The organism is Bradyrhizobium sp. dw_411, assembly GCF_018449695.1.
Lineage (GTDB): Bacteria > Pseudomonadota > Alphaproteobacteria > Rhizobiales > Xanthobacteraceae > Bradyrhizobium.
In genome coordinates, this window is sequence record NZ_JAAVUY010000007.1 from 48,727 (window position 1) to 72,417 (window position 23,691).

Annotated in this window: 29 protein-coding genes and 1 tRNA gene; 17 read left to right on the forward strand and 13 right to left on the reverse strand. The window is 60.9% G+C overall.

The window, feature by feature from the left end:
- Positions 1-262 precede the first annotated feature (262 nt).
- Together HB676_RS13510 and HB676_RS13515 are read left to right on the forward strand one after the other, a co-directional pair.
- Positions 263-529: a hypothetical protein gene (locus HB676_RS13510; protein ID WP_213738314.1), complete on the forward strand. Its 267-nt coding sequence runs from the start codon at positions 263-265 to the stop codon at positions 527-529.
- A 1,151-nt stretch (positions 530-1,680) separates the two neighbouring features.
- Positions 1,681-1,755 (forward strand) — tRNA-Thr (locus HB676_RS13515).
- 733 nt (positions 1,756-2,488) lie between these two features.
- Here HB676_RS13515 and HB676_RS13520 read toward each other — a convergent pair.
- Together HB676_RS13520 and HB676_RS13525 are read right to left on the reverse strand one after the other, a co-directional pair.
- The gene (locus tag HB676_RS13520; RefSeq protein ID WP_213738315.1) at positions 2,489-2,674 is read right to left on the reverse strand and encodes a hypothetical protein; all 186 of its coding nucleotides are present in this window, start codon (positions 2,672-2,674) and stop codon (positions 2,489-2,491) included.
- A 382-nt stretch (positions 2,675-3,056) separates the two neighbouring features.
- Positions 3,057-3,278: a hypothetical protein gene (locus HB676_RS13525; protein ID WP_213738316.1), complete on the reverse strand. Its 222-nt coding sequence runs from the start codon at positions 3,276-3,278 to the stop codon at positions 3,057-3,059.
- Positions 3,279-3,363: 85 nt separating this feature from the next.
- Between HB676_RS13525 and HB676_RS13530 the strand changes: the two genes are divergently transcribed.
- The 3 genes from HB676_RS13530 (at position 3,364) to HB676_RS13540 (ending at position 4,304) form a co-directional block, all read left to right on the forward strand.
- Complete coding sequence (locus HB676_RS13530; RefSeq protein ID WP_213738614.1) at positions 3,364-3,555, forward strand: hypothetical protein; 192 nt, start codon at positions 3,364-3,366, stop codon at positions 3,553-3,555.
- 220 nt (positions 3,556-3,775) lie between these two features.
- The gene (locus tag HB676_RS13535; protein WP_213738317.1) at positions 3,776-3,949 is read left to right on the forward strand and encodes a hypothetical protein; all 174 of its coding nucleotides are present in this window, start codon (positions 3,776-3,778) and stop codon (positions 3,947-3,949) included.
- 181 nt (positions 3,950-4,130) lie between these two features.
- Positions 4,131-4,304 (forward strand): DUF3606 domain-containing protein, encoded by a 174-nt coding sequence (locus tag HB676_RS13540; RefSeq protein ID WP_213738318.1) that lies wholly within the window; start codon positions 4,131-4,133, stop codon positions 4,302-4,304.
- Between the two features lie 96 nt (positions 4,305-4,400).
- On the opposite strand, the gene HB676_RS13545 is transcribed toward HB676_RS13540, so the two are convergent.
- The 4 genes from HB676_RS13545 to HB676_RS13560 are packed head-to-tail and all read right to left on the reverse strand — an operon-like array spanning position 4,401 to position 7,504.
- Positions 4,401-5,291, reverse strand: a complete 891-nt coding sequence (locus HB676_RS13545) for a VOC family protein (protein WP_213738319.1) — start codon at positions 5,289-5,291, stop codon at positions 4,401-4,403.
- A complete protein-coding gene (locus HB676_RS13550) occupies positions 5,288-6,172 on the reverse strand; it encodes an NAD(P)-dependent oxidoreductase (protein WP_213738320.1) in 885 nt (294 codons plus the stop codon). The genes HB676_RS13545 and HB676_RS13550 overlap by 4 nt, the downstream gene beginning before the upstream one ends.
- Positions 6,173-6,189: 17 nt before the next feature.
- Positions 6,190-6,555: a YciI family protein gene (locus HB676_RS13555; RefSeq protein ID WP_213738321.1), complete on the reverse strand. Its 366-nt coding sequence runs from the start codon at positions 6,553-6,555 to the stop codon at positions 6,190-6,192.
- 22 nt (positions 6,556-6,577) lie between these two features.
- Positions 6,578-7,504, reverse strand: a complete 927-nt coding sequence (locus tag HB676_RS13560; RefSeq protein WP_213738322.1) for a fumarylacetoacetate hydrolase family protein — start codon at positions 7,502-7,504, stop codon at positions 6,578-6,580.
- Positions 7,505-7,638: 134 nt separating this feature from the next.
- On the opposite strand from HB676_RS13560, the gene HB676_RS13565 reads away from it, so the two are divergent.
- The 3 genes from HB676_RS13565 to HB676_RS34075 all read left to right on the forward strand — a co-directional run bounded on the left by HB676_RS13565 (position 7,639) and on the right by HB676_RS34075 (position 8,927).
- Entirely contained in the window at positions 7,639-8,394 is a 756-nt protein-coding gene (locus HB676_RS13565; RefSeq protein ID WP_213738323.1) for a TetR/AcrR family transcriptional regulator, read from the forward strand.
- A gap of 137 nt (positions 8,395-8,531) precedes the next feature.
- A complete protein-coding gene (locus HB676_RS13570; protein WP_213738615.1) occupies positions 8,532-8,717 on the forward strand; it encodes a hypothetical protein in 186 nt (61 codons plus the stop codon).
- An 81-nt stretch (positions 8,718-8,798) separates the two neighbouring features.
- Entirely contained in the window at positions 8,799-8,927 is a 129-nt protein-coding gene (locus tag HB676_RS34075; RefSeq protein ID WP_275944940.1) for a hypothetical protein, read from the forward strand.
- A gap of 53 nt (positions 8,928-8,980) precedes the next feature.
- On the opposite strand, the gene HB676_RS13575 is transcribed toward HB676_RS34075, so the two are convergent.
- Complete coding sequence (locus tag HB676_RS13575; RefSeq protein ID WP_213738324.1) at positions 8,981-9,886, reverse strand: LysR family transcriptional regulator; 906 nt, start codon at positions 9,884-9,886, stop codon at positions 8,981-8,983.
- 94 nt (positions 9,887-9,980) lie between these two features.
- Here HB676_RS13575 and HB676_RS13580 point away from each other — a divergent pair, with 94 nt between their 5' ends.
- Complete coding sequence (locus tag HB676_RS13580; RefSeq protein ID WP_213738325.1) at positions 9,981-10,859, forward strand: aldo/keto reductase family oxidoreductase; 879 nt, start codon at positions 9,981-9,983, stop codon at positions 10,857-10,859.
- A gap of 5 nt (positions 10,860-10,864) precedes the next feature.
- Here the strand turns inward: HB676_RS13580 and HB676_RS13585 are convergent, their stop codons facing one another.
- Entirely contained in the window at positions 10,865-11,773 is a 909-nt protein-coding gene (locus tag HB676_RS13585; protein ID WP_213738326.1) for a LysR family transcriptional regulator, read from the reverse strand.
- Between the two features lie 167 nt (positions 11,774-11,940).
- On the opposite strand from HB676_RS13585, the gene HB676_RS13590 reads away from it, so the two are divergent.
- The 6 genes from HB676_RS13590 (at position 11,941) to HB676_RS13615 (ending at position 17,482) form a co-directional block, all read left to right on the forward strand.
- Complete coding sequence (locus HB676_RS13590) at positions 11,941-12,987, forward strand: ABC transporter substrate-binding protein (RefSeq protein WP_213738327.1); 1,047 nt, start codon at positions 11,941-11,943, stop codon at positions 12,985-12,987.
- A gap of 50 nt (positions 12,988-13,037) precedes the next feature.
- Complete coding sequence (locus HB676_RS13595; protein WP_213738328.1) at positions 13,038-13,832, forward strand: SDR family NAD(P)-dependent oxidoreductase; 795 nt, start codon at positions 13,038-13,040, stop codon at positions 13,830-13,832.
- Positions 13,833-13,846: 14 nt separating this feature from the next.
- A complete protein-coding gene (allB, locus tag HB676_RS13600) occupies positions 13,847-15,274 on the forward strand; it encodes an allantoinase AllB (RefSeq protein ID WP_213738329.1) in 1,428 nt (475 codons plus the stop codon).
- Between the two features lie 4 nt (positions 15,275-15,278).
- Positions 15,279-16,118, forward strand: coding sequence for an ABC transporter ATP-binding protein (locus HB676_RS13605; protein ID WP_213738330.1), 840 nt, complete (start codon positions 15,279-15,281; stop codon positions 16,116-16,118).
- Entirely contained in the window at positions 16,115-16,891 is a 777-nt protein-coding gene (locus tag HB676_RS13610; protein WP_213738331.1) for an ABC transporter permease, read from the forward strand. The genes HB676_RS13605 and HB676_RS13610 overlap by 4 nt, the downstream gene beginning before the upstream one ends.
- A 336-nt stretch (positions 16,892-17,227) precedes the next feature.
- Positions 17,228-17,482 (forward strand): hypothetical protein, encoded by a 255-nt coding sequence (locus HB676_RS13615; RefSeq protein ID WP_213738332.1) that lies wholly within the window; start codon positions 17,228-17,230, stop codon positions 17,480-17,482.
- 93 nt (positions 17,483-17,575) lie between these two features.
- Here HB676_RS13615 and HB676_RS13620 read toward each other — a convergent pair whose 3' ends face one another.
- The 4 genes from HB676_RS13620 to HB676_RS13635 all read right to left on the reverse strand — a co-directional run bounded on the left by HB676_RS13620 (position 17,576) and on the right by HB676_RS13635 (position 20,041).
- Complete coding sequence (locus HB676_RS13620; RefSeq protein WP_213738333.1) at positions 17,576-17,764, reverse strand: hypothetical protein; 189 nt, start codon at positions 17,762-17,764, stop codon at positions 17,576-17,578.
- A 268-nt stretch (positions 17,765-18,032) separates the two neighbouring features.
- Positions 18,033-18,749, reverse strand: coding sequence for an outer membrane beta-barrel protein (locus tag HB676_RS13625; RefSeq protein ID WP_213738334.1), 717 nt, complete (start codon positions 18,747-18,749; stop codon positions 18,033-18,035).
- A gap of 329 nt (positions 18,750-19,078) precedes the next feature.
- Positions 19,079-19,534 (reverse strand): hypothetical protein, encoded by a 456-nt coding sequence (locus HB676_RS13630; protein WP_249780235.1) that lies wholly within the window; start codon positions 19,532-19,534, stop codon positions 19,079-19,081.
- Positions 19,535-19,774: 240 nt separating this feature from the next.
- On the reverse strand, positions 19,775-20,041 hold the full coding sequence (locus tag HB676_RS13635; protein WP_249780236.1) for a hypothetical protein: 267 nt from the start codon (positions 20,039-20,041) through the stop codon (positions 19,775-19,777).
- 300 nt (positions 20,042-20,341) lie between these two features.
- Between HB676_RS13635 and HB676_RS13640 the strand changes: the two genes are divergently transcribed.
- The gene (locus HB676_RS13640; protein ID WP_213738335.1) at positions 20,342-20,887 is read left to right on the forward strand and encodes a tetratricopeptide repeat protein; all 546 of its coding nucleotides are present in this window, start codon (positions 20,342-20,344) and stop codon (positions 20,885-20,887) included.
- Between the two features lie 132 nt (positions 20,888-21,019).
- Here the strand turns inward: HB676_RS13640 and HB676_RS13645 are convergent, their stop codons facing one another.
- Complete coding sequence (locus HB676_RS13645; protein WP_213738336.1) at positions 21,020-22,594, reverse strand: peptidase S10; 1,575 nt, start codon at positions 22,592-22,594, stop codon at positions 21,020-21,022.
- Between the two features lie 212 nt (positions 22,595-22,806).
- Here HB676_RS13645 and HB676_RS13650 point away from each other — a divergent pair, with 212 nt between their 5' ends.
- Positions 22,807-23,586, forward strand: a complete 780-nt coding sequence (locus HB676_RS13650) for an NAD kinase (protein WP_213738337.1) — start codon at positions 22,807-22,809, stop codon at positions 23,584-23,586.
- The last annotated feature ends 105 nt before the right edge of the window (positions 23,587-23,691 follow it).

Here is a 23,691-nt window from a genome sequence, read left to right on the forward strand (position 1 = left end):
ATTCTTCAGCAGATTTAATCTGCGCTGTTCCGCGTGACGTTTCGTTGCCGCAGACACATCTAGAAACTAACAGACAATTTAGCGTTCTAACGCCCAATTTAATGGCGGCGCGAAGGCTGCGGATTAGTGTCGCAATACGCTTCCGATAACGCACAGACAGCATTGAGCGGAAGTTCGGACGGAATTTCATCCCGTCATGATGCAGGACGAAGACAACGAGGCGCATGTGTCTCGACTTCATGTCCGATTAACGGAGAAAAAAATGCAAAAGACCGCTTTGACAATTTTCGGCGCGTTGCTGGTTGCCGGCTCATTGGTTCAAATGGCTTCGGCGACTGAACATCACGTGCGCAAGCACCGGGTGCACGCTGTCGCCAGCGAGCAGTTCCTCAACGCCAATAACGCGGTGCACGCCAACGCCGTCTGCACGGGCCGGGAAGTCGGCAACAGCCACGACAGGGACAGCGACTATCAGGCGTGGAGCAACTGGGAAGCCGGCGGCTCCTGGGATGTCCGCGGCGGCTGCTGATCGATGCAGCGTTTGATGCGCTGACACTCGCAGCCCATCATTCACGACAAAAACAAGAAATGACACCAAGCAAAATGGGCGGCCTCTGGCCGCCCCTTTTTTGTGTCCATCTTCAACGGAAATCGCGAAGCGTGACGCCGCACAGCATCGGCAGCAGCAGGAAAGCTGACGCGACCCATAGCGTTTTCGAGCGAAGTGGGTACCGGTTCGCGTAAAGAAAACGCGTCAAAACAAAAGACTAGACCCGGTTCTGATTCAATCAGAACCGATAAGGCTCTAGTTTGCGGGCAACCCGTGGGCTCTCAAACAGGCCCGCGCCCTCTGTGCCGGACCGTCAGGCACTCGGTACGCATGCCAATCCTCTTGAGTGTAGCCGACAGCACGAAGGCAGGCAGTCATGCCCAGGTCTCTTCGGCGCGCGTCCTCAACGCTTCTGCCGTCACGCTTGGCCTGACAGACCGGGTCATGGTGGCAGTCGAGGCGTGCTTCGGCCGTGCTCATAAGCGCAAACACTGAAACAACGGAAAGAATGACGGTTAGAGATTTCATTGATTGGCCCCCTGGTTGAATCAGAAACTTCTTCCGTCGCGGCGATGGACGGTGATGGGTTGGCCGTGTCGTGCCATGCAGTCCTGGACGGCGTGCCCCTGATGTGACGATGCCTGACGGTTGCGCCACATCTCTGGAGTAACCCCGGATTCCGTGAGGCATTGCCCGAGAGCGTTTCCGCGGGCCGCTGCAACGGATGCCAAAGAACAGATGGCGAGTGCGACAAGAACTATGGTTTTCATAAAATCCCCTGTGAAAAAGTGACGCAACCTAGCCGAGTGCCGGGATGTCGACCATCCCTGTCACCGTAAGGAGATGCTTAGGAAAGGCGGATCACGTAAAACGGCCAGGAGAACGGCTGTCCGATGCTTGGATATCTGCCGTCGGCTTGCTTGGCGGCCGGCACCGGCAGACCACCTCGTGGTCGCGCTTGCTCGGCTGGCCCGGTCAAGTGCGGGGCACAGTTATGACGCTGGGGTGAGTCTGCATCTGGCCCCGAGGGGCGACCCGTGGTAAAGGCCGCGCGCGACACTCACCCTCATGTACCCTTCAGAAAGGCGGAAGGGGCATTCGGTCGGTAAGTGTCTGTATTTGCTTCGTTCGCCGGTTTAGCTCAGCGGTAGAGCAGCGGTTTTGTAAACCGAAGGTCGGGAGTTCAATCCTCTCAACCGGCACCACTGGTTTAGCCGACATGGCTTTACTGACCCCCGCAACCCCGCCGGGTTCCCCAGTCAGGTTGGCCAACCTTCCCTTAGTTTCGAGCCGATAAGGCTCCCCGGTGGGTGAACGGCCGACGCTGGGCCGACATTTCGGCAGGATGATGTGGAGCCCCACCATGCCGCACCGGCCTCACTGAGTGGCCACCCGTTGACAAGCCACATTGACCCAATCGAGACAACAAGGATTCAGGCGAGCGCGATATCCCCCGCGATTGTTGGCAGGGATTGCCGCTTCCTTCGCGCCAGCGTGCAGAGCCACGCTATCTGCAGTTTGAATTTGCTCTTTTCATCTCGCAGTACCTATCGCACTTGGAGATGTGGTTCTTTTTACACGCCTCAATGCATTTTTCCATCGAGCATGCATTTGTTTGGGGCTGTGCTGCAGAGACGATCGCAGTCGTTCCTATCAGCGCCAGTGCGGCAATCGTTGCTGAAATACGAAGCATAAGGAAACCTCCTGTAATAGCGGAAGTATCAATGCGACTGATGCTACTTACTACTGCGCGGCTATTTCTTCTTTGCTGCAATGTGAAACGGGACAGCCCGGCGAATGTAGTTTGACGATGGCGGCTGGATTGATCTACCCAACTGCCATCATCGGCGTTTGGCACTCACGGCAAGCACGTGATGATTCAAAGCAAAGAGACCACTTCAACGCAAAGAGGCCACCAACTGAGGCGGCCTCTTTGTTCTAAATGTTTGTTCGTTTTGGATGGTTCATCCGCTGAAATTTCTCGGCCCACAGCTGCGCTTTTCTGACTTTCTCACGCAGTTCGTTCAATTCGGCTAACTGTGTGATGAGGTCGTCTGTCACGCCGGTGACGATTGGCAGTCTCTTTTCGGTGGACGCTGCAATGCGGTTGCGAAGAGAACTCATTATAAAACCCCCGTTTTACTGAAAATGAACTCCACTGTTCAGGACGAAAAATGCCCTGGAAGTGTGTAACTGAGGCGAACGGGAGGTTCAAATTAGACCGTCGCGAAAATCAAATTTTCGCGGCCCACGGTTAAAAAAAGCGTGATCAAAGGCGGCCTCTCACCCAAATGGGTGAGAGAAAGTGGCCAATGCCCGGAGGCTGCCAACTGAGACGGCCTTACTTTGTCGCTGGACTTAAGCACCACAAGGCGCACGCCGCTCCAAAGTTCGGTGCCGTGGGGTTTGCGAGATCGATCGCCGCAGCATCATCTCGAATCCGTTGCAATGCCCGTGGGGATAGACATCCAAAGATGCGCGTTGCCGGTCGGGTAGCCGACTTAGTTCAAATCACGCCACTGCAGTTTTCAAAACCGGCCACAAGGATCGTGCGGTCAAGTATCGCCCGGTGGATAGAAACGGACGAAGAGCAGAACTTTCGTCCCGGCGTCATGGCATTTCGTTTCAGACCATCTTCCAAAGCCCATAATCTTAGCATGTTCTTGCTGGCTGCCCTGAGGGCAGCAATCAACCGGCGCCAGCCCGGTTTGGCCGGCACGGCTTCCACAGCCCCACCTGCCCGGCCGGATCAGCGCTCTTGACGAAGCCGCTTTCGGGGTCAGAATGGAAGACCAACTGAATCGGAGCCGCCCATGAAGTTTTTCATTACCGCGCTCGATACGTCTGGAATCATTACTTTACGCCGGGATTCCGTACCTGCCGCCATGAAAAAGGCGACGGAACTGTTGTCAGACGGCTGCCTGAACGTCGAAATCCACACGCCCGACGGCGCTGCCTACAGCCCCGGTCAGTTCGAGCAGTTGCGGGAACAGGTTCAGGCCTAGTCCCACTTCAACCAGCCCGCCAGCTTAGGCGGCTTTGCCCGGCCTTCAGGAAACGCAATCGGCTGGCCGCTTCAGCGCGCAGTGATGCGCTTAAAACCTACAATTATTTCAATATTTTATATCCGGTTCCAAATTTCCGGGGTTTCGGTTCCCCGGGTTCCAGCATGGCCCCATGCGCGAAAGTTCCGACCTTCGGGCGTTGTTCCCCGAAGGGAACGCCATGGCAGATTACCGCGCCTATCTGATCGATCAAAATAACCGCGTGATTTCGCGCAAGGACATCGTCGCGCCAAACGACGAAGCCGCGCTGGAGGCCGCCGGCCTTTATGCCGATGGCTTCGACGTTGAGGTCTGGGATCACGCGCGCAAAGTGGGACGGCTCGATAAAAAATAGCGTCGCGCAACAAGACCGATGCGGCTCCAACTTTCACGGGCCTCGCAAAAACGATTCAACAAGCGCCCGCGATCATGATCTGTGTATGAAAGGGTACACAGGAACGAAATCCCGCAGATCTCGTTGGCCTGGCATGCGCAATCCTTATGATTTTCCATTTTGATCTGAAGAGGAGGACGCCATGCAGGGCCTGAAAATCAAGGGCCAGCAGGATCGCTCGAAGATCAACATGCACGAACCCGTCGAGGTTCAATATTGGACCAAGCATCTGAAAGTATCGAAGGAAGAACTTCAGAAGGCGGTCGACAAGGTCGGCAACAGCGCCGCCGCGGTACGAAAAGAGCTCGCGGCATAGGTTTTAAGAAGCGCGATGCATCGGCGAGAGGCCCCGCCCATCGGGGCCTCTTCGCTGCGTGATGACGGTGCCCACTTCCAGAGTGCGGACGCGCCGTTAAAGTTTCATCATCTCGTCGGGCGGCGGCGGTCCCCACAAATTCGCGCTCTCGGGTCCCTTGGGCCAGACCTTGGACATCTGGGGATTGTCGCGATGCCACGGTCGCGGCTCGAACAGACCGAGGCTTTCGTCCGCGATCAGGTCGATCTCGCAGAACAGCTCGTTGATCAGGCCATTCGGCCCACGATGATACGTAAACAGGTTGTGGCCGATGCCATGGCGGCCCGGTCCCCAAATGATCTTGTAACCGTTCCGGCTGAGCAGGTCGGCCGCCGTCTGCATGTGGCTCCAGTCACGCAACTCGAAAGCCGTATGGAAATGGGCGTTCTGCCCCGTCCCGACCAGATTGATGGTGTGATGGTCGCGATCGCAGCGCAGGAAGGAGAAGAAGTCCGCCATCCAGTCGCTGACCCTCATGCCGAGAACTTTGCAGTACCAGTCCGTGCAGGCCTTGACGTCGGCGACGTGGAAAGCGATGTGGCCGAGCTTGTGCGGCTGGATGCCTTTGCCGGAAAACGCGTGATCGCTGGGTTTGTCCTGGACGAAGACGGTAATGCCCGTTCCCTTGAAATCGTCAAAACTGATCGCCTTGGCGATGCCAGGTTCCGGGTCCGACGCTGTGTTCACCTTGATGCCGTGCGCGGCGACCTGTTTGGCAAACGCGTCGAGGTCTTCGCCGTGCGCGAGCTGAAAGCCGATCGTGGTGCACTGCGCCTGCGCGCCCTTCTTCAGGACGACCGAATGGGGATCGACCTTGCTTCCGAGGTAGACGGCGCCGTCGCCTTTTTCGATCCGGGTGAGACCGAGCACATCGGTGTAGTATTCAGTCTGCCGCACCAGGTCCGGCGTTTCGTAGATGACATGAGAGATTTTCTTCACGCCGATCATGCATGTTCTCCTTTGAAAAGATCATTCCGGTTTTCGAAGTATTCGAGCATGGCCGCCACGTCGCGCTCCCCGATCAACGGGATTGCGCGATCGAAGATACCGCTCAGGCAATCGATGATGTCGGTCTTGATTCCGCTTCCGTCGGCGATCTCGCGAGCCTGCTTCAGATAGTATTTCAGCGCGGGAGCCGGCCCCTGCAACGGCAGGAATTTGCGCGCGATCATCCAGGGCCCGCGGATGCCGAGCTGCGTCGAGCTGCCGCTGCCGGTGGTCAGCGCATTGAGCAGCAGCTCGGGCTCGACGCCCAGTTTAAGCCCGAACGCAATCGCCTGCGCCGCGCCGGCGATATCCAGCGCGACCAGAATATTGTTCGCGAGCTTGACCTTGGTCGCGCAGCCGAACGCACCGAGATAAAGACTGACGTCGCTGATGCCCTTGACCGCGGGCGCGACCCGATCGACCGCGTCGCGCGGACCGGCGAGGAATATGTTGGCCTTGCGCGCCGCGATCATGCCCGGCGTTCCCGCAACCTCTCCATCGAGGAAAATCGCACCCTTCGCGGCCAGCGGCGCGACAAAGGCTTCCTTTGCTGGCACCGGGTGCGAGCCCAGTTCGACAATGATTTGACCCTCGCGCGCGCTCTCCAGCAGCCCGCCCTCGCCTTCGATGATGCTGGCAAGCGCATCGATATCCGGCATGCACGAGAAAACGATATCGCAGACGGCACCGACCGCCGCCGGCGAGGTGGCAGCCTTGCCGCCGATCGCGGTGAAATCCGTCATCTGGGAACGACGATATCCAAACACGTCGTGACCGCTCGCGATCAGGTTTTTCGCGACGGGAAGTCCGATCTTGCCAAGCCCGACGATACCGATTTTCATGGGGCGCTCTCCAGACATCAGGCGAGGCTGACTGCCATTTGCGAAAACGACACCGTCAGGGTCATTTGTCCCTCATTCACGGTCCATGGATGCAGCGTGAAAGTCCGGCCGAGCTTGCTGACGAGAGGATCGGCATTCGCGATTGCGCGAGCCTCCTCCTCCGTCTCCACTCTCAGGATCGTCATACCGTCGCCCGAGCCCGGCACATTCATCGGGCCGGATGCGAAGACCTTTCCTTCGGCCTCAAGCGCGATCAGGTAGTCGAGATGCTCGGCGAGATAGGGAACCAGGTCCCGGCCGTTGCCCTTGGACATCACGACCCAAAACTTTTTGCTCCACATGCGTGAAACAAGTTCTTTGGTGCGGGCGTCGAATTCCGGCATTGCCATCTCCCTGCCTCCCCGCTCACACGCGATCTTCGATCATCCGGTTTTTCAGCCGGCCGAGACCCTCGATCTCGACCACCACCTCGTCGCCCACTTTCAGAAATTCGCCCCTTGGCATGCCGACGCCGGCCGGCGTGCCGGTCGCGATCACATCGCCCGGCTGCAACTCCACATGACGGCTCAGATAAGCGATCTGCTCACTGATCGAGTGCACCATCTGTCCGGTATTGGATTGCTGCTTGATCACGCCGTTGACACTCAGCCGAATGACCAGATCTTCAGGCGTTGGCACGGCCGCCGCCGGCGTCAGCCAGGGACCCATCGGGGCCGCGTCCGCAAAACACTTTTGTCCGATCCAGTCATAGACAAATGGACTGCCCTCGCGCTTCATCAGGTCGCGCGCCGAAAGATCGTTGACGATGACATAGCCGGCCACGGCATCCAGTGCGTCGGCCTCCGCGACGTTGCGGGTCGGACGGCCGATCACGACGCCGAGTTCAGCTTCCCAGTCGACGGACTTCGAAAACGCGGGAAGACGCACATCGGCCTCGGGTCCCACGATCGAACCCGCGGAGGTCTTGATGAAGAACCAGGGTTCGGCGGCCTTCTCGACAGCGGGCAATTTGCCCGTCATCTGCCGGATGAATTCGGACATCTCATGCAGATGGTCCCAGTAATTCGCACCTGCGCAAAAGAATGTGCCGGGATAGAGCAGCGGCGCCGCCAGCGTGACGCTGTCGAGCGCGACGGAGTCGCGGCTGCCATCGAATTCTTCGAGCCGCTGGCTCGCCTGCTCCCAGTCGCGAAGGATATCGAGAACATTGCGGGCTTCGGGCCCCAGCACTGTGCGGGCATCGGTGACGGAGTCGCGGAAAAGTATTCCGGCCCGCGTCACGGTGTCCTGACGGGTCGCATAGCTGACGAGCCTGTAGTCCGCTGCCGGCATCGGTTTCCTCCCGCACGATCCCGAAGGTTTTTCCCTTCTTGTACCGTACCGTACGTTACGGTAGATCGACTATGCCGGAGAGTCAAAGGTTTCCATACGGGCTTCGGCATGCAAACCTTGTGATATGTTACGGCATGGACTCATTGAAGCGATCAGCCGCCCCCACCGATGCCCCGATTTCCGGTGAACCGCGCCGCGGGGCGCGCGGCAGCAAGCGGGACAAGATCGTCCGCTCCGCCTCCAAGCTCTTCCTCGAGCGAGGCTATGACAGCGTTTCGATGAACGACATCATCGATCTCGTCGGCGGCTCCAAAGGCACGATCTATTCGAACTTCGGAAGCAAGGAAAAGCTGTTCGAGGCCGTCGTCGAACAACTGTGCTCCGACGTTACGATACATATCGATGCCCGGCCGCTCGGCACCATCGAAGAGCAACTTACCCGCATGGCGAAGTCATTTGTCGCCAGGGTGCTCTCGCCGCAAATCATGTCGTTCCACCGGTTGGTGACCTCGATCGGCCGGACTTTTCCGGATGCCGGGCGGCTGTTTTACAATACAGGCCCTCGTACCGCCTACCAGATCATCGCGGGCTGGATCGCCCTCCAGCAACGCAGCGGCAAGATCCGCAGCGACCTCGATCCGCATCGCCTCGCGGTCCTGTTCCACGACATGTTGATCGGTGAGCAACAGTTGAGCTGGCTGACGTCGGCATCGAGCGACAAGGATCGTGACAAGCGCATCGATCAGACGATCCGCATCGCCGTGGCGGTCTTCCTTCAAGGCTCCGCTTCCAATCAAGGCTCCGCCCCTGATGCGCCTGTCGGCAAAAGGCGGAACGGCGCCCGCACCAGCCTGCCCACGAAGAAACGACCGGTCTCAAGGAAGAGCTGACCGAGACGTTCGCCCTCGCCTCACGGCCGGGCCAATCGATTCACTTTCGTTAAAATTGACGGGACCAGTAACCTTCATCGGCAAGGTTAAAACTCGAGTCAGATTGCGCGTGGCCGTGCAAGTTGTATGGCTTTTACATGTCCGCTTCATTCCACACCGCCGACAAGAGTACGCACCGCCGGGTCATGCTGGTCGGGCTGACCTTCTGCGCGCTGTTTGTGGCCTTCAGCTTCTTTGCGCGCGAGCAACCCGAAAACACCTACGTTCTGCAGAAGGCGGACCGGCTCGTTCGCACGGCGGGCACGCCGCAGCCGGCTCATTAAATTAATTGGTTTCCCGGAGGGAACCGGCAGGCCACCTCCGCGGTTAGCCCCAACGCGATTATTCCCTGTAGGGAGGCGATCATGTCTGATTGGCGCGACACCATGGTGGACCGGCCGCAGGACGATGATAGGGCCTATATGACAGGCTGGACGATTTCCGGCCTCGCCGTGCTGGGCGCCATCGTCACAGTCTGGGTCTTCGGAATTTAAGGGGCTTGGAATTCCTGGACGTCTCGTTGCGGCGCACGCGCGAACGCGCGGCACTATTCCGGCTGCGCCTTGATGAAGTCGACGAACGCCCGAAGCGGTGCAGGTACGAGACGCCGTCCGGGATAATAGAGAAACGGTCCCGAGAAGCGCGGCCACCACGACTTCAGCACAGGCTCGAGCGCGCCGCGCTCCATGTGCGGTCGCAGCCAATCCTCAAACAGATAGACGATGCCGGTCCCGGCGATCGCGATATCGACCGCAAGCTCGGTCGCGCCGCCGGCCTGCACGATCAATGGCCCGCTCGGATCGACCCGCACCACCTCGCCTTCCTGCTCGAACTCCCACGGCGCGATCATCGTGCCGCTGGGGAAACGGCCACGAAGGCAGGCATGGCCTAGCAACTCGCGCGGATGTTCCGGCCTGCCATGGCGATCGAGATAGGCAGGCGCAGCCGCGGTCGCAAAACTCTGCACGCGCGGTCCGATCGGCACCGCGATCATGTCCTGTTCCAGCCGTTCTTCGTAGCGAATGCCGGCGTCGCAACCGCTCGCCAGGATGTCGACAAAACTTTCCTCGGTGATCACCTCCAGCCGAACCTCAGGGTAGGCGGCGAGAAATCGCGGAACGATGCCAGGCAGCACCAGCCGCGCGGCGCTGACCGGCACATTGAGGCGCAGCAATCCCGCCGGGCTGTCGCGAAAACCGTTGACCCCGTCGATGGCGGCTTCGACCTCGGTCAAGGCCGGGCCCAGCCGCTGCAGCAGGTGAGCGCCTGCCTCGGTAGGGACAACGCTGCGCGTCGTGCGGTTGAGCAGCCTGATACCGAGTTGCGTTTCGAGACGACGCACCGCCTCGCTGAGCCCGGATGCGCTGCTGCCATGGACGCGCGCGCCATCGCGAAAACCCTTGGCCCGGGCCACCGCCACAAAGGCATTCAGATCGCTCAGGTCGACTTTCATTGTTCGTTTCTCCGCACAGCCCGTGCGGATTGTACCCGATTATCGCAAGCAAAGGCGACGGCTATCTCTGGGTTCTCTTGAAGGGAGATCCATCATGGCCAGCATCGAACAATCCGGCACATTCAAACTCGGCGACCGCTCCGTGAAGCGGCTCGGCTACGGCGCCATGCAACTCGCCGGGCCTGGCGTGTTCGGACCACCCAAAGATCACGACGCCGCACTGGCCGTGCTGCGCGAAGCCGTCGCGTCAGGTGTGGACCATGTCGACACCAGCGATTTCTACGGTCCGCACGTCACCAACCAGCTCATCCGCGAAGCGCTGCACCCCTATTCCGGTGTTCTCGTCATCGTCACCAAGGTCGGCGCCCGGCGCGGCGCGGACAAATCGTGGATTCCGGCCTTCTCGCCCGAGGAGCTTACCCAAGCGGTCCACGACAATTTGCGCAATCTGGGCCTCGATGCACTCGACGTGGTCAACCTGCGCTGCATGTTCAATCCACATCACCCCGCAGAGGGATCGATCGAGGCCCAGCTAAGCGTGCTGGCCGATCTGCAGCGCAAGGGCCTGGTGCGCCACATCGGGCTCAGCCACGTCACATCAACGCAGATCACGGAAGGGCGCAAGATTTGCGAAATCGTATGCGTGCAGAACCACTACAATCTGGCGCATCGGGCCGACGATGACCTGATCGATCAACTTGCCCGCGACGGCATCGCCTATGTGCCGTATTTTCCGCTCGGCGGCTTCACCCCGCTGCAGTCGTCGACGCTGTCGGATGTCGCTCAGCGCCTCGGCGCCACGCCGATGCAGGTCGCGCTGGCCTGGCTGCTACGCCGCGCGCCCAACATCCTGTTGATCCCCGGCACGTCATCAGTCGCGCATTTGCGGGAAAATCTCGCCGCGGCGTCTTTGGTGTTACCGGACGACGCGATGAAAGCATTGAACGTCATCGCGAGCGTCCGCGCTGCCTGATCGCTTCAAACCCCGGCCTTCGCGCTCTGCATGCTCTTGAGCATCAGCTCGGCGAAGGTCGCGGCCGCGACGGGAAGACTGCGGCCGCGTAATTGACACAGCACGAGGTCGGCGGTCGGCAAATCCCGCACATCGACCGGCCGGCCGGTCAGGCCCATGCCGAGATCGCCGGAGGGCGCACCGATCTCGATCTGGAACGAGATCATGTTGCAGCGGAACACCAGCCCGCGCAGCATTTCGAACGAGTTCGATTCCGCCAGCAGGTTGAAGCGCAGGTCGCGCCGCGTGGTGACCTCGTCGAGGATCTGCCGGCCGCTCAGCGTGCGATCCGGCAAGGCGGCGGGATACTCCGCGCATTCCGAAAGCCGCACCACTTTCTTCGCCGCCAGCGGATGATCGGATCGCGTGATCACGACCAGCCGCTGCGGAATACTCGCGATCACGCGCAGCGACGGCCACATCGTCGGGCGGTAGACCAGCGCCAGATCGACCTCGTAGGCCGCCAAGGCGTTCAGCGCCCTATCGTGGTCCATTACTTTAAGATCGAACAGCACCTTGGGATGCTGTTTCTGGAACGCCGCGATGTGGGACGGCAGGAAATCCAGCGCCAGCGCCTGGCTGCAGGCGATCTGGACCGGGCCTCTTCTTAAGCCGCGCAAATCCTCGACCTGCGACAGCATCCGGTCGGCTTCGGCAATCTGGCTACGGGCATAGCGCACGAACATTTCGCCCGCGGTGGTCAGCCGCACGCCGCGCGGACGGCGCTCGAACAGCGGCGTGCCGACTTCAGCCTCAAGGTCCTGGATACGGCGGTTCATCGCCGACGGCGTCAGATTGAGGCGCTCGGCGGCCTTGCGGATCGAGCCCATGCGCGCGACCTCGACCACATTGGCCAGCAGCTTCAGGTGTCGCATGGCGTCTCCAGTGAGGCCTTTTCTGCACCGCCCATAACGAAAACTAGCAGCAGATTAGGTCACTTGAAAGCACTAGCTTGATCCAACAGCCGGTGAGCCTGGCCGCACCCAGGCGCGAACCGGGGATTGGTCCCAGACTTAACAGGAAAAACCGCAGGAAAAACCAGATGATCGGACACCACGTTTCTCGTGGAGTGAAGGCGCTTGCGCTGGCAGCGGCCTTCTCCATCGGCACTGCCGCCGCCCAGGCTGACACCAAGATCAAGCTGATTCTGAACTGGAAGTATGAGGGGCCGCAGGGCATGTTTTTCCTGGCCCAGGATCGCGGCTACTTCAAGCAGGAAGGCCTCGACGTCACCTTCGATCAGGGCAACGGCTCCGGCGCGGCGGTCCCTCAGGTGGCCAATGGCGCCTACGACATGGGCTTCGGCGATATCAACGCGCTGATCGAACTCGCCGCCAAGAAACCCGACGAAGCGCCGGTCGGCGTCTTCATGCTCTATAACCGCCCGCCCTTTACGGTCGCGGTCAAATCCGACAGCCCGATCAAGACGCCGGCGGATTTTGTCGGGCGCAAGCTTGGCGGCCCCGCCAATGACGGCGCGCTGAAATTGTTTCCGGCGCTGTGCGCCACCGCCCAGATCGACTGCGGCAAGGTCGAGATCGTCAACATGCAGCCCAATCTGCGCGAGCAGATGCTGATGCAGGGCCAGGTCGACGGCGTGTTCGGCTACGTCACGACGATCCGTTTCAGTGCGAAACTGACCGGCATCGATCCCGATAAGCAGTTCCGTTTCATCAAATTCGGCGATTACGGCATGGATCTCTATTCCAACGCGATCATCGTCTCACGCAAATTCGTCAAGGAGCATCCGGAAGCCGTCAAGGGTTTCCTGAAAGCCCTGAATCACAGCATCAAGGATGCAATCGCCGATCCGCAGGCCGCGATCGACGCGGTTGCGACCCGCGAACCCCTGATCAAGCCGGCGATCGAGCGGGCGAAACTCGACGCCACCCTGGCCGACGAGATGAGCCATCCCGAAATTGCAAAAATCGGCCTCGGCGATGTCAGCGACGAGCGGATGACCAAGGCGATCGAGATCCTGGTCAAGGCCAAGGAATTGCCGCGCACGCCCGCGGCTTCGGAAATATTCGACCGCAGCTTCCTGCCGCCGTTAAGCGAGCGGCCGACTGCGATCCGCCCGGCGACCTAACCCGGGCGGCGACGCGACAACACTCTTCACCACAACACGGATGACTATTCATGAAGCTTTCGCTTGACGGTCGCGTTGCGCTCATCACCGGCCCGGCCAAGGGCATGGGCGCTTCCATCACCCATGCTTTCGCCGCCGAAGGCTGCAAGCTCGCGCTGATCGGCCGAGATACCGCGGCGATCGAGCCGGTCGCGGCCGAAGTCAAAGCCAATGGCGGCATGGCGATCGTGATCCCCTGCGATCTCACCGATCCCAAACAGTGTGAAGACGCCGTCGAAGAGACCAAAAGCCAGTTCGGCGGCCGCCTCGATATTCTCGTCAATGTCGCCGGCGGCTCGGGGCCGATCGGCAAGACCGGCGTGCAAACCACGCCGGAGGAATTCGACGAGATCGTCACCCTCAACGTCAATGGCTGCTTCCACACCATGCGCGCGGCATTGCCGACCATGATCGCGCAGCGCTACGGCAAGGTCGTCAATGTCGGCGGCACCTTCGGGATGCGCGGCCGCGCCGGCCGCGTCGCCTACTCCGCCTCGAAATGGGGCCTGCGCGGCGTCACCAAGAGCTTCGCGCTCGAGGTCGGCCAATTCAACATCAACGTCAATTGCGTCGCGCCGGGCATGGTCGATGGACCACGATTCCGCGACAAGGTCTGCCGCGACATGGCGCAGAAGCTCGGCATCACCGAAGCCGAAGCCGCCGAACGCCACGCTGCGGACTACGCGATGAAGCGCGTGACGGTGGACGCCGATGTCGCCAATGCCTGTCTCTTTTTGGCCAGTGACGTATCGCGCCAGATCACCGGCGTCGATCTGCCGGTCGATGGCGGCTGGGCGATGCTGTAACGGGAGGCTGGATCATGTCCGACACGGTAGATCTCGTTATCAACGGCGGCACGATCGTCTCGCCGGATTCAAGGTATAGCGCCAGCATCGCGATCAAGGACGGGCTGATCCATGCGATCGGCGCACCAGAAGCGATGCCGCCGGCCAGGCAGACGCTGGATGCAAGCGGGCTTTATATCCTGCCGGGCGCCATTGACGTTCACGTCCATTTTCGCGATCCCGGCTATCCGCAGAAGGAAGATTTCGCCAGCGGCACCGCTGCGGCGGCGTTCGGCGGCGTCACCACTGTGTTCGACATGCCCAACACGCTGCCGACCATCGACACCCCGGAGGCGCTCGCCGACAAGCACACAATCGCTTCCTCGAAGGCCTATGTCGATTACGGCCTCTATGCGGTGCTGGGCGAAGACAGCATCGAGCATGTTCCCGGCCTGATCGAGGGCGGCATCATCGGCTTCAAGCTCTACATGGGCAACACCTTCGGCCGCATCCCCTCGCCCACCACGGGCGCGATGCTGGAAGCGTTCGAGGTGGTCGCGCCGACCGGCAAGCGGATTTCGCTGCATGCCGAGACCAACTCGATCATGGAGCGGCGGGAGTCTCGCCTGCGCGCGTCCGGCCGCACCGAAGCGATCGCGCATCTGGACGCGCGGCCTGCGGTGGTCGCCGTCGAAGCCGTGGCGCGCGCGGCGATCCTCGCTGAATGGACCGGCGCACGCATCCACGTGCTGCATATCTCGTCGGCTGCTGAATTGCGCCCGCTCGCCGAGGCAAAAGCGCGTGGCGTCGACATAACCGGCGAAACCTGTCCCCACTATCTACTGCTGTCCGAGCACGATTACGAAACATTCGGCGGCGTGATCCGGGTCAATCCGCCGGTGCGCGAGGCGACCAATCGCCAGCCGCTGTGGGACGCGCTGATGGACGGCACGGTCGACGTCATCGCCACCGACCATGCGCCGCATGCGCCCGAGGAAAAAACCCGCCCCGACATCTGGACGGTGGATTGCGGATTTCCGGGGGTCGAAACCCAGATGCCGCTGATGCTGACCGAGGTCAATCGCGGCCGCGCCACCCTTGAGGATTATGTGCGCTGGAGCGCGGAGAACCCCGCCAAGATCTGGGGGCTTTATCCGCGCAAGGGCACGCTCACGGTCGGCTCGGATGCCGACATCGCGATCGTCGACATCAACCGCGAATGGACAATCGACGACGCCAAGATTCAGTCGCGCTCGAAGATTTCTCCCTGGCAGGGCCGCAAGGCCACCGCGCTGCCGATCCACACGCTGGTGCGCGGACGTTTCGTAATGAAGGACCGCGTCCTGCAAGAGGATGCACGCGGCAGTGGCCGCTCGGTCCACGCCATCCAGCAGATGCCGCCGGCCACGCCGCGCAACACCGACACGACAATGGCCGCCATCACCTCGCGAAGCGAAAGATAGGCCAATGAACGCTTTGCCAGCCGAGCCCGTGCTGCCCGCCGGCAATGTGATCGACCTGGAAAAGGTGCGCGTAACGTTCGGCAGCGACAAGAATCAAGTCACGGCGCTGGCGGAAACTTCGCTCCGCATTACCCATGGCGAGTTCGTGGCACTTGTCGGGCCTTCCGGCTGCGGCAAGTCGACCATCCTCAAGCTGGTGGCAGGAACGCTGACCGCCACGCAGGGCCATGTGTTCGTCGCCGGCCGCGAAGTCGGCGCCGACCATGTCCGGATCGGCATGGCGTTCCAGAACCCGACGCTGCTGCCATGGCTCAATATCCGCGACAACGTCATGCTGCCGCTCAAGATCGTGCCACCATTCAAGCTGGAATTCGCAGCCAAGCGCAAAACCGAATACCGCGACCGCGTCGAGGCCTCGCTGGCGCGGGTTGGTCTCGCCGGCTTTGGCGACAAATTCCCCTGGCAATTGTCCGGCGGCATGCAGCAGCGCGCCTCGCTGTGCCGGGCGCTGATCCACGATCCGACATTGCTGCTGCTCGATGAGCCCTTCGGCGCGCTCGATCAGTTCACCCGCGAGGAATTGTGGGAGATCATGCAGAACCTGTGGATCGAAAAGCGGCCGACGGTACTGCTCGTCACCCACGACCTCAAGGAAGCCGCCTATCTGGCGTCCCGGATCTGCGTGATGCAGGCGCGTCCCGGGCGCATCGTGGACGACAGCGTGGTGCCGTTCGTGCGGCCCCGCACCATTGACGTGTCGTTCCAGCCCGACTTCGTATCGCTCACCCAACGGCTGCGCGAACGCATCGTCGCCGCCCGCGCCGTCCAGGAGACCGCGTCATGAACGAGCAGCTTCGACGCCGGATCCTGTCGACCACCTGCATCATCGGCTTCTTCGTCGCCTGGGAGCTGTTGTGCCTGGCGTTCCACGTCTCCGATATCGTGCTGCCACGCCCGAGCGAAATTCTGGTGACGCTGTGGACGCGCTTTCCCGCGATCTGGCCGCACGCGCTGCAGACGCTCTATACGACGCTGGTCGGATTTGCGCTGGGCATCGTGATCGGCATCCTCCTGGGCATGCTGATCGGCTCGTCGCGGCTCGCCTATGATGTCGCCTATCCGATGCTGGTCGGATTCTCCTCAATTCCCAAGGTGGCCGTGGTGCCGATCTTCGTGCTGTGGTTCGGCGCCGGCACCGTGCCGGCGGTGCTCACGGCGATGATCATGTGCATCTTTCCGATCGTCGTGAACGTCGCGACCGGCCTGGCCGCAACCGAACCCGAACTGCAGGATGTGATGAAAACCCTGCGCGCCACCAAACTGGAGATTCTCTGGAATGTCGGCCTGCCGAGGACGATGCCCTATTTTTTCGCGTCACTGAAAGTGGCGGCGACCCTGGCTTTCGTCGGCACGGTGATTTCGGAGACCGTGGCCTCCAACCGCGGCATCGGCAATTTGATGATGATCGCCAGTTCGAGCTTCGACGTGCCGCTGGTATTTGCCGGGCTGTTCATCCTGGCCGCGCTCGGCGTCGCGCTTTATGTGGTTTTCTCGTTGATCGAGAGCCGCGTCACCGGCTGGGCGGTACGCAGCGACAACTTCGCGGCCGGCGGCTGAGCCGCCTTGTCCGCTCGCTACAGCCAAGCGTAGACCAGTGCCACATTGGCCACGCAAGCGGCCAATAGGGCCACCGACAGCGTGAGGTGCACGCGCTCGCAGGAGGTTTGCAGGATCGTTCCCATGACGTCGGGAACATCAGGCGATTCTAGCCGGGGAGTCTCGGGGTTTATTTCTGTGGTGATTCAGGACTCGTTTACGACTCAGGGACTCGCGTAAAAACACCCCCTCAATCGGCCCGATTCTCGCCGAAATGGCCCCCTAACCCCTCCGACCTCCCGGCTGAAACTCGGGATCACCTGAAGCGTTAATGAGATGTTTTAGCGGAGCCAAATGATGCCCTATGCGCTGTTTTGCCACGAAGCCAAGCTGAGCAAGACCTATCCGACCGAGGCGGATGTCTGGAAGCTGGCCCGGCAAAGCGGACTGGTGGTCGATACGACGACCGAATCGGACCGGCCGGCGCCGCGGCCGTTACTGGACAATGATTATGAGATCAGGTCCTGCCGGCCCGATCCGCAGGAAGACCCGGCCAAGAATCAGGCCGACGCCGAGCGCGACGCCGAACAGGAATTACGGCTGGGGTCATAAGACGCTGAATTCGTGAAAAGCCGAATTCGGGAGAATCAGGTTCCTGCCCCGGCAGCCCCATGGGACGCGGGCGAACCCGGTACTCAATCAGTTCTACGGCGTCGCCTCAACCAGCGACGCCTGCTCGGCGGCGAGTGCCACGCAGGCTTTCTTGCGATGCAGGCCCCGAATCGCGCCCGTGATCTTGAGCACTTTCCCGGCGGGACACGAGGCGTCCTGCACGAAGGCGACCTCATAGGGCGCCAGCCAAAGCGGTTCGGATTTGAGGATGGTCTGGGCCAAGACTGTTTGAGTCGAGACGGTTTGAGCCGAGGCAGTTTGAGCCAGGCAAGCCACGCTGGTTGCGGCAAAAACCAACGCTAACGTCAAAACACGCATGTTTGTTGTCCACTGACCGGCGGAACCACAATAACCGATCATGCGCAAAAGTTTCATGACCGGCGAAAATTATTTTCGTCCGCCCACTCTCCCGCCCGGCTTTCGCAACAAAATGCTACAACAAAAAAAGGCCGGCTTGAAGCCGGCCTTTTCCGCAAAATTTGTGTTCTTATCAGTAACGGGCGGCGACCGGGCCACCCCAGCCGAAGCGATAGTTCACGCCCAGCTTGAAGGTATGCTCGTCTTCCCGGAACCTGGCGCCGATCACGTCAGCCGGCCCTCCGGTAAAGGTGGTGCTGCCGAAGTTGAAATACTGATATTCGGCCTTGGCGGACCAGTTCGGCGCGAACATGTATTCCAGACCGCCACCGACGGTGTAACCGTCGCGGTGCCTGCCGTCGGTCGTAAAGGCGACCGGGCCGAGAGCGTTGCTGGCGCCGACACCGACACCGTCACGCCAGGCATAACCGCCCTTGGCGTAGAGCAACGCCGGACCCCAGGTGTAGCCGAGCCGGCCGGTCACCGAGCCGAGTTCATTGGTGTTGCCGCTCACCGTGGTTCCCGAGATCGGGAACGTGGCGCCGCCGCCATTATTGCCGTTGAGCCAGCTATACTGGGCTTCAGCACCGATCACCCAGTTCGGCGCGAACTGGTAGTCGGCACCACCCTGAATACCGCCAAGGAACTGGCCGTTGCTTCCCTCAAGGCTGTTGTTGCCCCCGAACGCACCGCCAATATGGCCGCCGATGTAGAAGCCGGTCCAGTTATAGATCGCTTCCGGTGCCTTATAGACAGGAGCTTTCGTATAGGTTCGCGCCGGAAGATCGGCCGCGAATGCAGGAGCAGCGAATACGATACACGCGGCTGCGCCGAGCAGAAGTTTTTTCATGAGTAGTCCCCGTTGTTGACGTTCGTGACATCAATCAAACATCGTGGCGGCAATTTGGTTGCTTCATGACCCGCGGCTTCACATTTGTTTCTCGACTGTTACAGCGCAGCAACAACGTCATTTTGTTCCGCCGGAACTTTCATTTTTTTGCCGGAAAAACGGCTACTTGCGGCAATGTTGACGCTGACATCACGATCTCGCCCCAACATGGGACATAAAGCTCGCCGAAACGTGATCAGGATTCCCGGTGTGTTTTTTGCGGCACGAGGCGGAAATCACCGGTTGAAAAATGCGGATTGCGGCGTGTGATTGGCCGGCGCGGTGAGCCGCTATCGCGACATCTTTTCCATGTCGGGAAACGGCAAATAGACCGCGCCGTCGCAGAGTTCACCGACCTTCTCGGCCATGCGGTCGAGCCGGCCGTCGACGAACAATATCGCGCGTTCGCGCGGCTCGCGGTAACTGCCGTCGGATTCCCGCGGCGAAAAACGCACGCACGCGACATAACGGACGTGCCCGCTGATGCTCCGCTGCACCGGCTCGGCCAACATGGCCTCGTGCACCCCAACGGGATTGTTGAGATAGGTTTTCATGAACGCCAGCAATTCGGTGCGATAGTTGTTCGGGAATGGCTGGTTGGCGCCGGCGCGATCGGCGGTATAGGTCATGGTTCTGGATTCGTCGGAGGAGCTCGGCCAAAGACCGGCACAGGCCGAAAGCGCGATCGGCAGCATCAGGATCGCCACGCACTTGATCGATGCCGCAAAATTTATCGAACGTCTCAAGTGCAATCCGCTTTCCAGAGTCTTCCCGGCTTCCAGGTCTTGCCGGCGGCTGGTTCTAGACCGTCCGCCAACGAAAGGGAATCTGCATTTCCAGACAAGTTTTGTGCCGGCAGGCCCGATAACACGGCATTTCCCGACCAAACAGCTTCGGCCCGCGCCATGGGGGAAGCCATGACACGGGCCGGGCCGGATACACGGGAGATAGCCGGAATGGCGTATCAAGCCACGCCGGTAACGGCGTCAGCCGCGCTTGGCGGTGTGGTTGACGTGCTTGATCGCGACCTTGGCGTGGGTCTTGATCGCGCCCATCTTCTTGTGGAAGCGATGATGGCGATGATGACGATGCGTGACGTGATGGCGGCCCATCTTGGCATTGGCGTTCAACACGCTCGGCTTAACCTGCTCGGTCTTGATCACGGGCGCCGGATTCTTGGCGGGCGTGGCAGCGAGCACCGGGGCGGCGAGAACGGAAACTGCGAGCAAGGCCGCGGAAATGGTCTTCAACATGGTCGTCTCCTCTTGCGAAAGGGATCATGGAGTGGCCGGTCGGATGGCCGGGCTCGTGGATCATGGTGCGACCTTAGAAGTCTCGCGCTGAACCCATCCTGAAGCGCGGCGATGGACTTCGTTCATCTGCATGACAACTTGGTTATGTTGGAGCGGTAGCCAAACCTGGTTTGCAAAAGGCAGGGTTTGCAAAAAATTCCCGAAAATTGAAAAAATTGTCCCGGGAATGTTGCGTTGCGGCGGGTGTTCAAATGAACGGGCTTGGGTATAGGATTGAACCACCGACATCAGGAGAGACGCATGAACAAATTTGCGATCCGGCTTTCGACCCTGGCAATGTACACGATGGCGCTGGCCGCAGCGCCGCTGGTGACACCGGCCTTCGCCGCCGGCAGCGACAATCCCTCGCCGCCCGCCAGCAGCACCACCAAGGACAAGAAGAAGAACGACAAGAGCTCTGCCATCGACGATCCGAAATTCCTCGAGGGTTATCGCACCGCTTATACCACGATCTATGATCGTCATGACTACGCCGGCGCGATCGAGCAGTTGAAGGCGCTCGGCCATGCAGACGTCGCCGATGTCGCCAATCTGATCGGCTACTCCTACCGCAAGCTCGGCGACTACAAGGTTTCGCAGATCTATTACGAGCGCGCGCTGCAGGCCGACCCGAACCATGTGCGGACCTGGCAGTATTACGGCCTGTGGCAGCTCGAACAGGGCAACCGCGACCAGGCGCAGTATCACCTCAACAAGATCGGCCAGATCTGCGGCACCGATTGCGCGGAATACCGCTCGCTCGCTTTGGCGCTGGAAAAGCCGACCGGGACCGGTCTGGTTTACTGAGTCAGAGCGTTTTCAAGCGAAGTGGATACCGGTTCGCGTAAAGAAAACGCGTCAAACAAAAGAGCACAACGAAAAACTAGATCTACGAAGCCGGCGCAAACTTCACAGTTTGTGCCGGTTTTGTTTTGATCGCTATTTCATCAGCGCCTCGGCCTCGGCTCGAAATGCCTGGCGGGCGGCGTCGCGGAAATAGAACATGTGCCCGCCCGGATACACGATGAGCTTCACCCGCTCCGGCGACGCATAGGCCGGCAATTGGTCGAGCAGCATTTTTGAACCGAAATAGGGTGTGGCGAGATCGAACAGTCCGTGTCCGATCAGCAGTTTCAATTTCGGATCGAGCGCGAGGACCTGACGCAGATCGGAGATCGATTCGGCGGGGCTGAGGCCCCGGCCAAAATCCCAGGCGCGTTCAACCGAGCCATTAAGCAATCGATACGATCCGTCCGGCCGCCAATTGAGTTTGCGCATGGTGAGGTCAACCACCGCACTCGTCAGCGGCGCGACCAGGGGATCGCCCGAGGGATCGCCGAAGTGAGAGACGCTTGAATCCGGATTGGGATCGAAGCCCAATACCGAGGCGTCGTAGCGCCCGGTCACCTTGCCGTCTCGGCGATCGAACTCGCGGCGAAACTCAGAGACGTCGAAACGCCCGGCCAGCCTGCGGCTCACGGCCTGATCAATCCCCGTCAATGCCGCGACCTGGTCGGCAAGGCGCGTGGTGGCCGCGGCATCGGCCTCGCCCTTGACCAGATCGCTGAGGAAATCGCCGCGCGCATAGGTTTCGACATCGGCCATATCGGCGCGGGTCACCGGGCCCTTGGCGACGCGGGCGACGGCGGCCATGCTGGGAAGGCTCGCGGCATATTTCAACGGGCTGGAGCCGCTGAAATCGCGAAAATCAAGCGCGGGAGAAATCAGGATCAGTCCCTTTATCCCGACGCCCTGCTCGGTCTGCAACTCGCGAACCATTTTCGGCACGCGAATGCCGCCATAGCTTTCACCGACGATGAACTTCGGCGACAGCAATCGGTCAGACTTTTCCAGCCAGCGGCGAACCACGACCGAGAGCGCATTGACGTCGCCGTCGATCGAGTAAAAGCGCTTGCGCACATCATCATCTGTCGAGACGAAGCGGCTGTAGCCGGTGCCAACGGGATCGATGAAGACCAGATCGGTGAAATCGAGCCAGGTCTCGGCATTGGGCTGCAGGTCCGGCGCTGCCGACAAGATCGCCGCATCGGGATTGACCGGCAGCCGCCATGGCCCGGCCGCGCCGAGCTGCAAATAGGCCGAAGCCGCGCCCGGTCCGCCATTGAGGAAAAAGGTCACGGGACGGCTGTTCGCCTCGGCGCCATCGAGCTGGTAGGCAGTATAGGCAATGTCGGCCTGCGGATCGCCACGCTCGTTAAAGAGATGGATCGATCCGGCGGTCGCGGTGAAAGCGAGCGTGCGGCCGGGAAGCGCGATGGTCTGCTTGGTGATCGAATCCGGCGGCAACCGGCGCGCATCGGCCGCGGATGGCGGCGAATCCTTGATTAAACCACGCACGGCTGGCGTGCCGGATTTCTGACCCGACGGCGCAGCCGCTGACGGCGCCTGAGACGGCGGCGGCGCATCCTGGGCGCGCGCGCCGGCAACGGCCGAGAATGCCAAAACTGCCAGAACCAGCCGCAGATGGCGCGGCGTGACGAAATCGACGGCCATGCCGTTGTTCTCCCTGCTGACCCCGACCAAACCGTAGCATCTGTAAACCTGCGAAAGCGGCATTTTCCGGCGCAAACCGGCGTTCCGGATCAAAACTGCGGCAGATCGGGATACATCAAGGGCGCCGGACAGCGATCTCGACAAGGACGGCCAAGGTCGTATACGACCTCAGCGCAGACCCGCGACATCAGTGCCCATGAGCCCGCGATCCCATGACCAGCCTTCAGCGACATGACCGTATCGCCTTCGTCGCGAGTGCGAGTACGGAGGCCCAGCAGGCGCTGGCGCAACTGGTTGCGCTCTATGGCAATCACGATCCCGCCGATGCCGATATCGTGGTGGCGCTCGGCGGCGACGGACTGATGCTGCAAACGCTGCACGAACACATGCATTCAGGCAAGCCGATCTACGGCATGCATCGCGGCACCGTCGGCTTTCTGATGAACGAGTTCGGTTCGCACGACCTGCACGCCCGTCTGGCGGCGGCCAAGGAATCGGTGATTCATCCGCTTTTGATGCGCGCCACCGACGTGCATGGCGTGGTGCATCTTCATCACGCCATCAATGAAGTCGCGCTGTTTCGCCAGACCTATCAGGCCGCGCGGTTGCGGATCCTGATCGATGAGCGCGAACGGATGGCGGAGCTGATTGCGGACGGCATCATGGTGGCCACGCCGGCGGGATCGACCGCCTATAATCTGTCGGCGCAGGGGCCGATCCTGCCGATCAATGCCGCCTTGTTGGCGCTGACGCCGATCAGTGCGTTCCGGCCGCGGCGCTGGCGCGGCGCCCTGCTCCCCAACACCGCCTTTGTCGTGCTTGAAGTGCTCGAGGGCGACAAGCGCCCGGTGGCGGCCGTGGCCGACCATGACGAGGTGCGCGATGTGCGCCGTGTCGAGGTGCTGTCGGACCGGACCATCTCGATGCGGATGCTGTTCGACCCCGGCCACAGCCTGGAAGAGCGGATTCTGAGCGAGCAATTCGGGCACTGAGATTTCGGCCTGCCCGGCCTTCGCCTCACCTCGCGGAAAGCCTCCGTCTCCAGCCCTTCGCAACCATTCGTTAACCGGCCGCGGCATATGGTTAACGTCGGGTAT

Excerpts from the sequence above, each read along its gene's own strand:
- HB676_RS13510 (WP_213738314.1), top strand. The coding sequence starts at position 263 with ATGCAAAAGACCGCTTTGACAATTTTCGGCGCGTTGCTGGTTGCCGGC.
- HB676_RS13520 (WP_213738315.1), bottom strand. The coding sequence starts at position 2,674 with ATGAGTTCTCTTCGCAACCGCATTGCAGCGTCCACCGAAAAGAGACTG.
- HB676_RS13530 (WP_213738614.1), top strand. The coding sequence starts at position 3,364 with ATGAAGTTTTTCATTACCGCGCTCGATACGTCTGGAATCATTACTTTA.
- HB676_RS13535 (WP_213738317.1), top strand. The coding sequence starts at position 3,776 with ATGGCAGATTACCGCGCCTATCTGATCGATCAAAATAACCGCGTGATT.
- HB676_RS13540 (WP_213738318.1), top strand. The coding sequence starts at position 4,131 with ATGCAGGGCCTGAAAATCAAGGGCCAGCAGGATCGCTCGAAGATCAAC.
- HB676_RS13545 (WP_213738319.1), bottom strand. The coding sequence starts at position 5,291 with ATGATCGGCGTGAAGAAAATCTCTCATGTCATCTACGAAACGCCGGAC.
- HB676_RS13550 (WP_213738320.1), bottom strand. The coding sequence starts at position 6,172 with ATGAAAATCGGTATCGTCGGGCTTGGCAAGATCGGACTTCCCGTCGCG.
- HB676_RS13555 (WP_213738321.1), bottom strand. The coding sequence starts at position 6,555 with ATGCCGGAATTCGACGCCCGCACCAAAGAACTTGTTTCACGCATGTGG.
- HB676_RS13560 (WP_213738322.1), bottom strand. The coding sequence starts at position 7,504 with ATGCCGGCAGCGGACTACAGGCTCGTCAGCTATGCGACCCGTCAGGAC.
- HB676_RS13565 (WP_213738323.1), top strand. The coding sequence starts at position 7,639 with ATGGACTCATTGAAGCGATCAGCCGCCCCCACCGATGCCCCGATTTCC.
- HB676_RS13570 (WP_213738615.1), top strand. The coding sequence starts at position 8,532 with ATGTCCGCTTCATTCCACACCGCCGACAAGAGTACGCACCGCCGGGTC.
- HB676_RS34075 (WP_275944940.1), top strand. The coding sequence starts at position 8,799 with ATGTCTGATTGGCGCGACACCATGGTGGACCGGCCGCAGGACGATGAT.
- HB676_RS13575 (WP_213738324.1), bottom strand. The coding sequence starts at position 9,886 with ATGAAAGTCGACCTGAGCGATCTGAATGCCTTTGTGGCGGTGGCCCGG.
- HB676_RS13580 (WP_213738325.1), top strand. The coding sequence starts at position 9,981 with ATGGCCAGCATCGAACAATCCGGCACATTCAAACTCGGCGACCGCTCC.
- HB676_RS13585 (WP_213738326.1), bottom strand. The coding sequence starts at position 11,773 with ATGCGACACCTGAAGCTGCTGGCCAATGTGGTCGAGGTCGCGCGCATG.
- HB676_RS13590 (WP_213738327.1), top strand. The coding sequence starts at position 11,941 with ATGATCGGACACCACGTTTCTCGTGGAGTGAAGGCGCTTGCGCTGGCA.
- HB676_RS13595 (WP_213738328.1), top strand. The coding sequence starts at position 13,038 with ATGAAGCTTTCGCTTGACGGTCGCGTTGCGCTCATCACCGGCCCGGCC.
- allB (WP_213738329.1), top strand. The coding sequence starts at position 13,847 with ATGTCCGACACGGTAGATCTCGTTATCAACGGCGGCACGATCGTCTCG.
- HB676_RS13605 (WP_213738330.1), top strand. The coding sequence starts at position 15,279 with ATGAACGCTTTGCCAGCCGAGCCCGTGCTGCCCGCCGGCAATGTGATC.
- HB676_RS13610 (WP_213738331.1), top strand. The coding sequence starts at position 16,115 with ATGAACGAGCAGCTTCGACGCCGGATCCTGTCGACCACCTGCATCATC.
- HB676_RS13615 (WP_213738332.1), top strand. The coding sequence starts at position 17,228 with ATGCCCTATGCGCTGTTTTGCCACGAAGCCAAGCTGAGCAAGACCTAT.
- HB676_RS13625 (WP_213738334.1), bottom strand. The coding sequence starts at position 18,749 with ATGAAAAAACTTCTGCTCGGCGCAGCCGCGTGTATCGTATTCGCTGCT.
- HB676_RS13635 (WP_249780236.1), bottom strand. The coding sequence starts at position 20,041 with ATGTTGAAGACCATTTCCGCGGCCTTGCTCGCAGTTTCCGTTCTCGCC.
- HB676_RS13640 (WP_213738335.1), top strand. The coding sequence starts at position 20,342 with ATGAACAAATTTGCGATCCGGCTTTCGACCCTGGCAATGTACACGATG.
- HB676_RS13645 (WP_213738336.1), bottom strand. The coding sequence starts at position 22,594 with ATGGCCGTCGATTTCGTCACGCCGCGCCATCTGCGGCTGGTTCTGGCA.
- HB676_RS13650 (WP_213738337.1), top strand. The coding sequence starts at position 22,807 with ATGACCAGCCTTCAGCGACATGACCGTATCGCCTTCGTCGCGAGTGCG.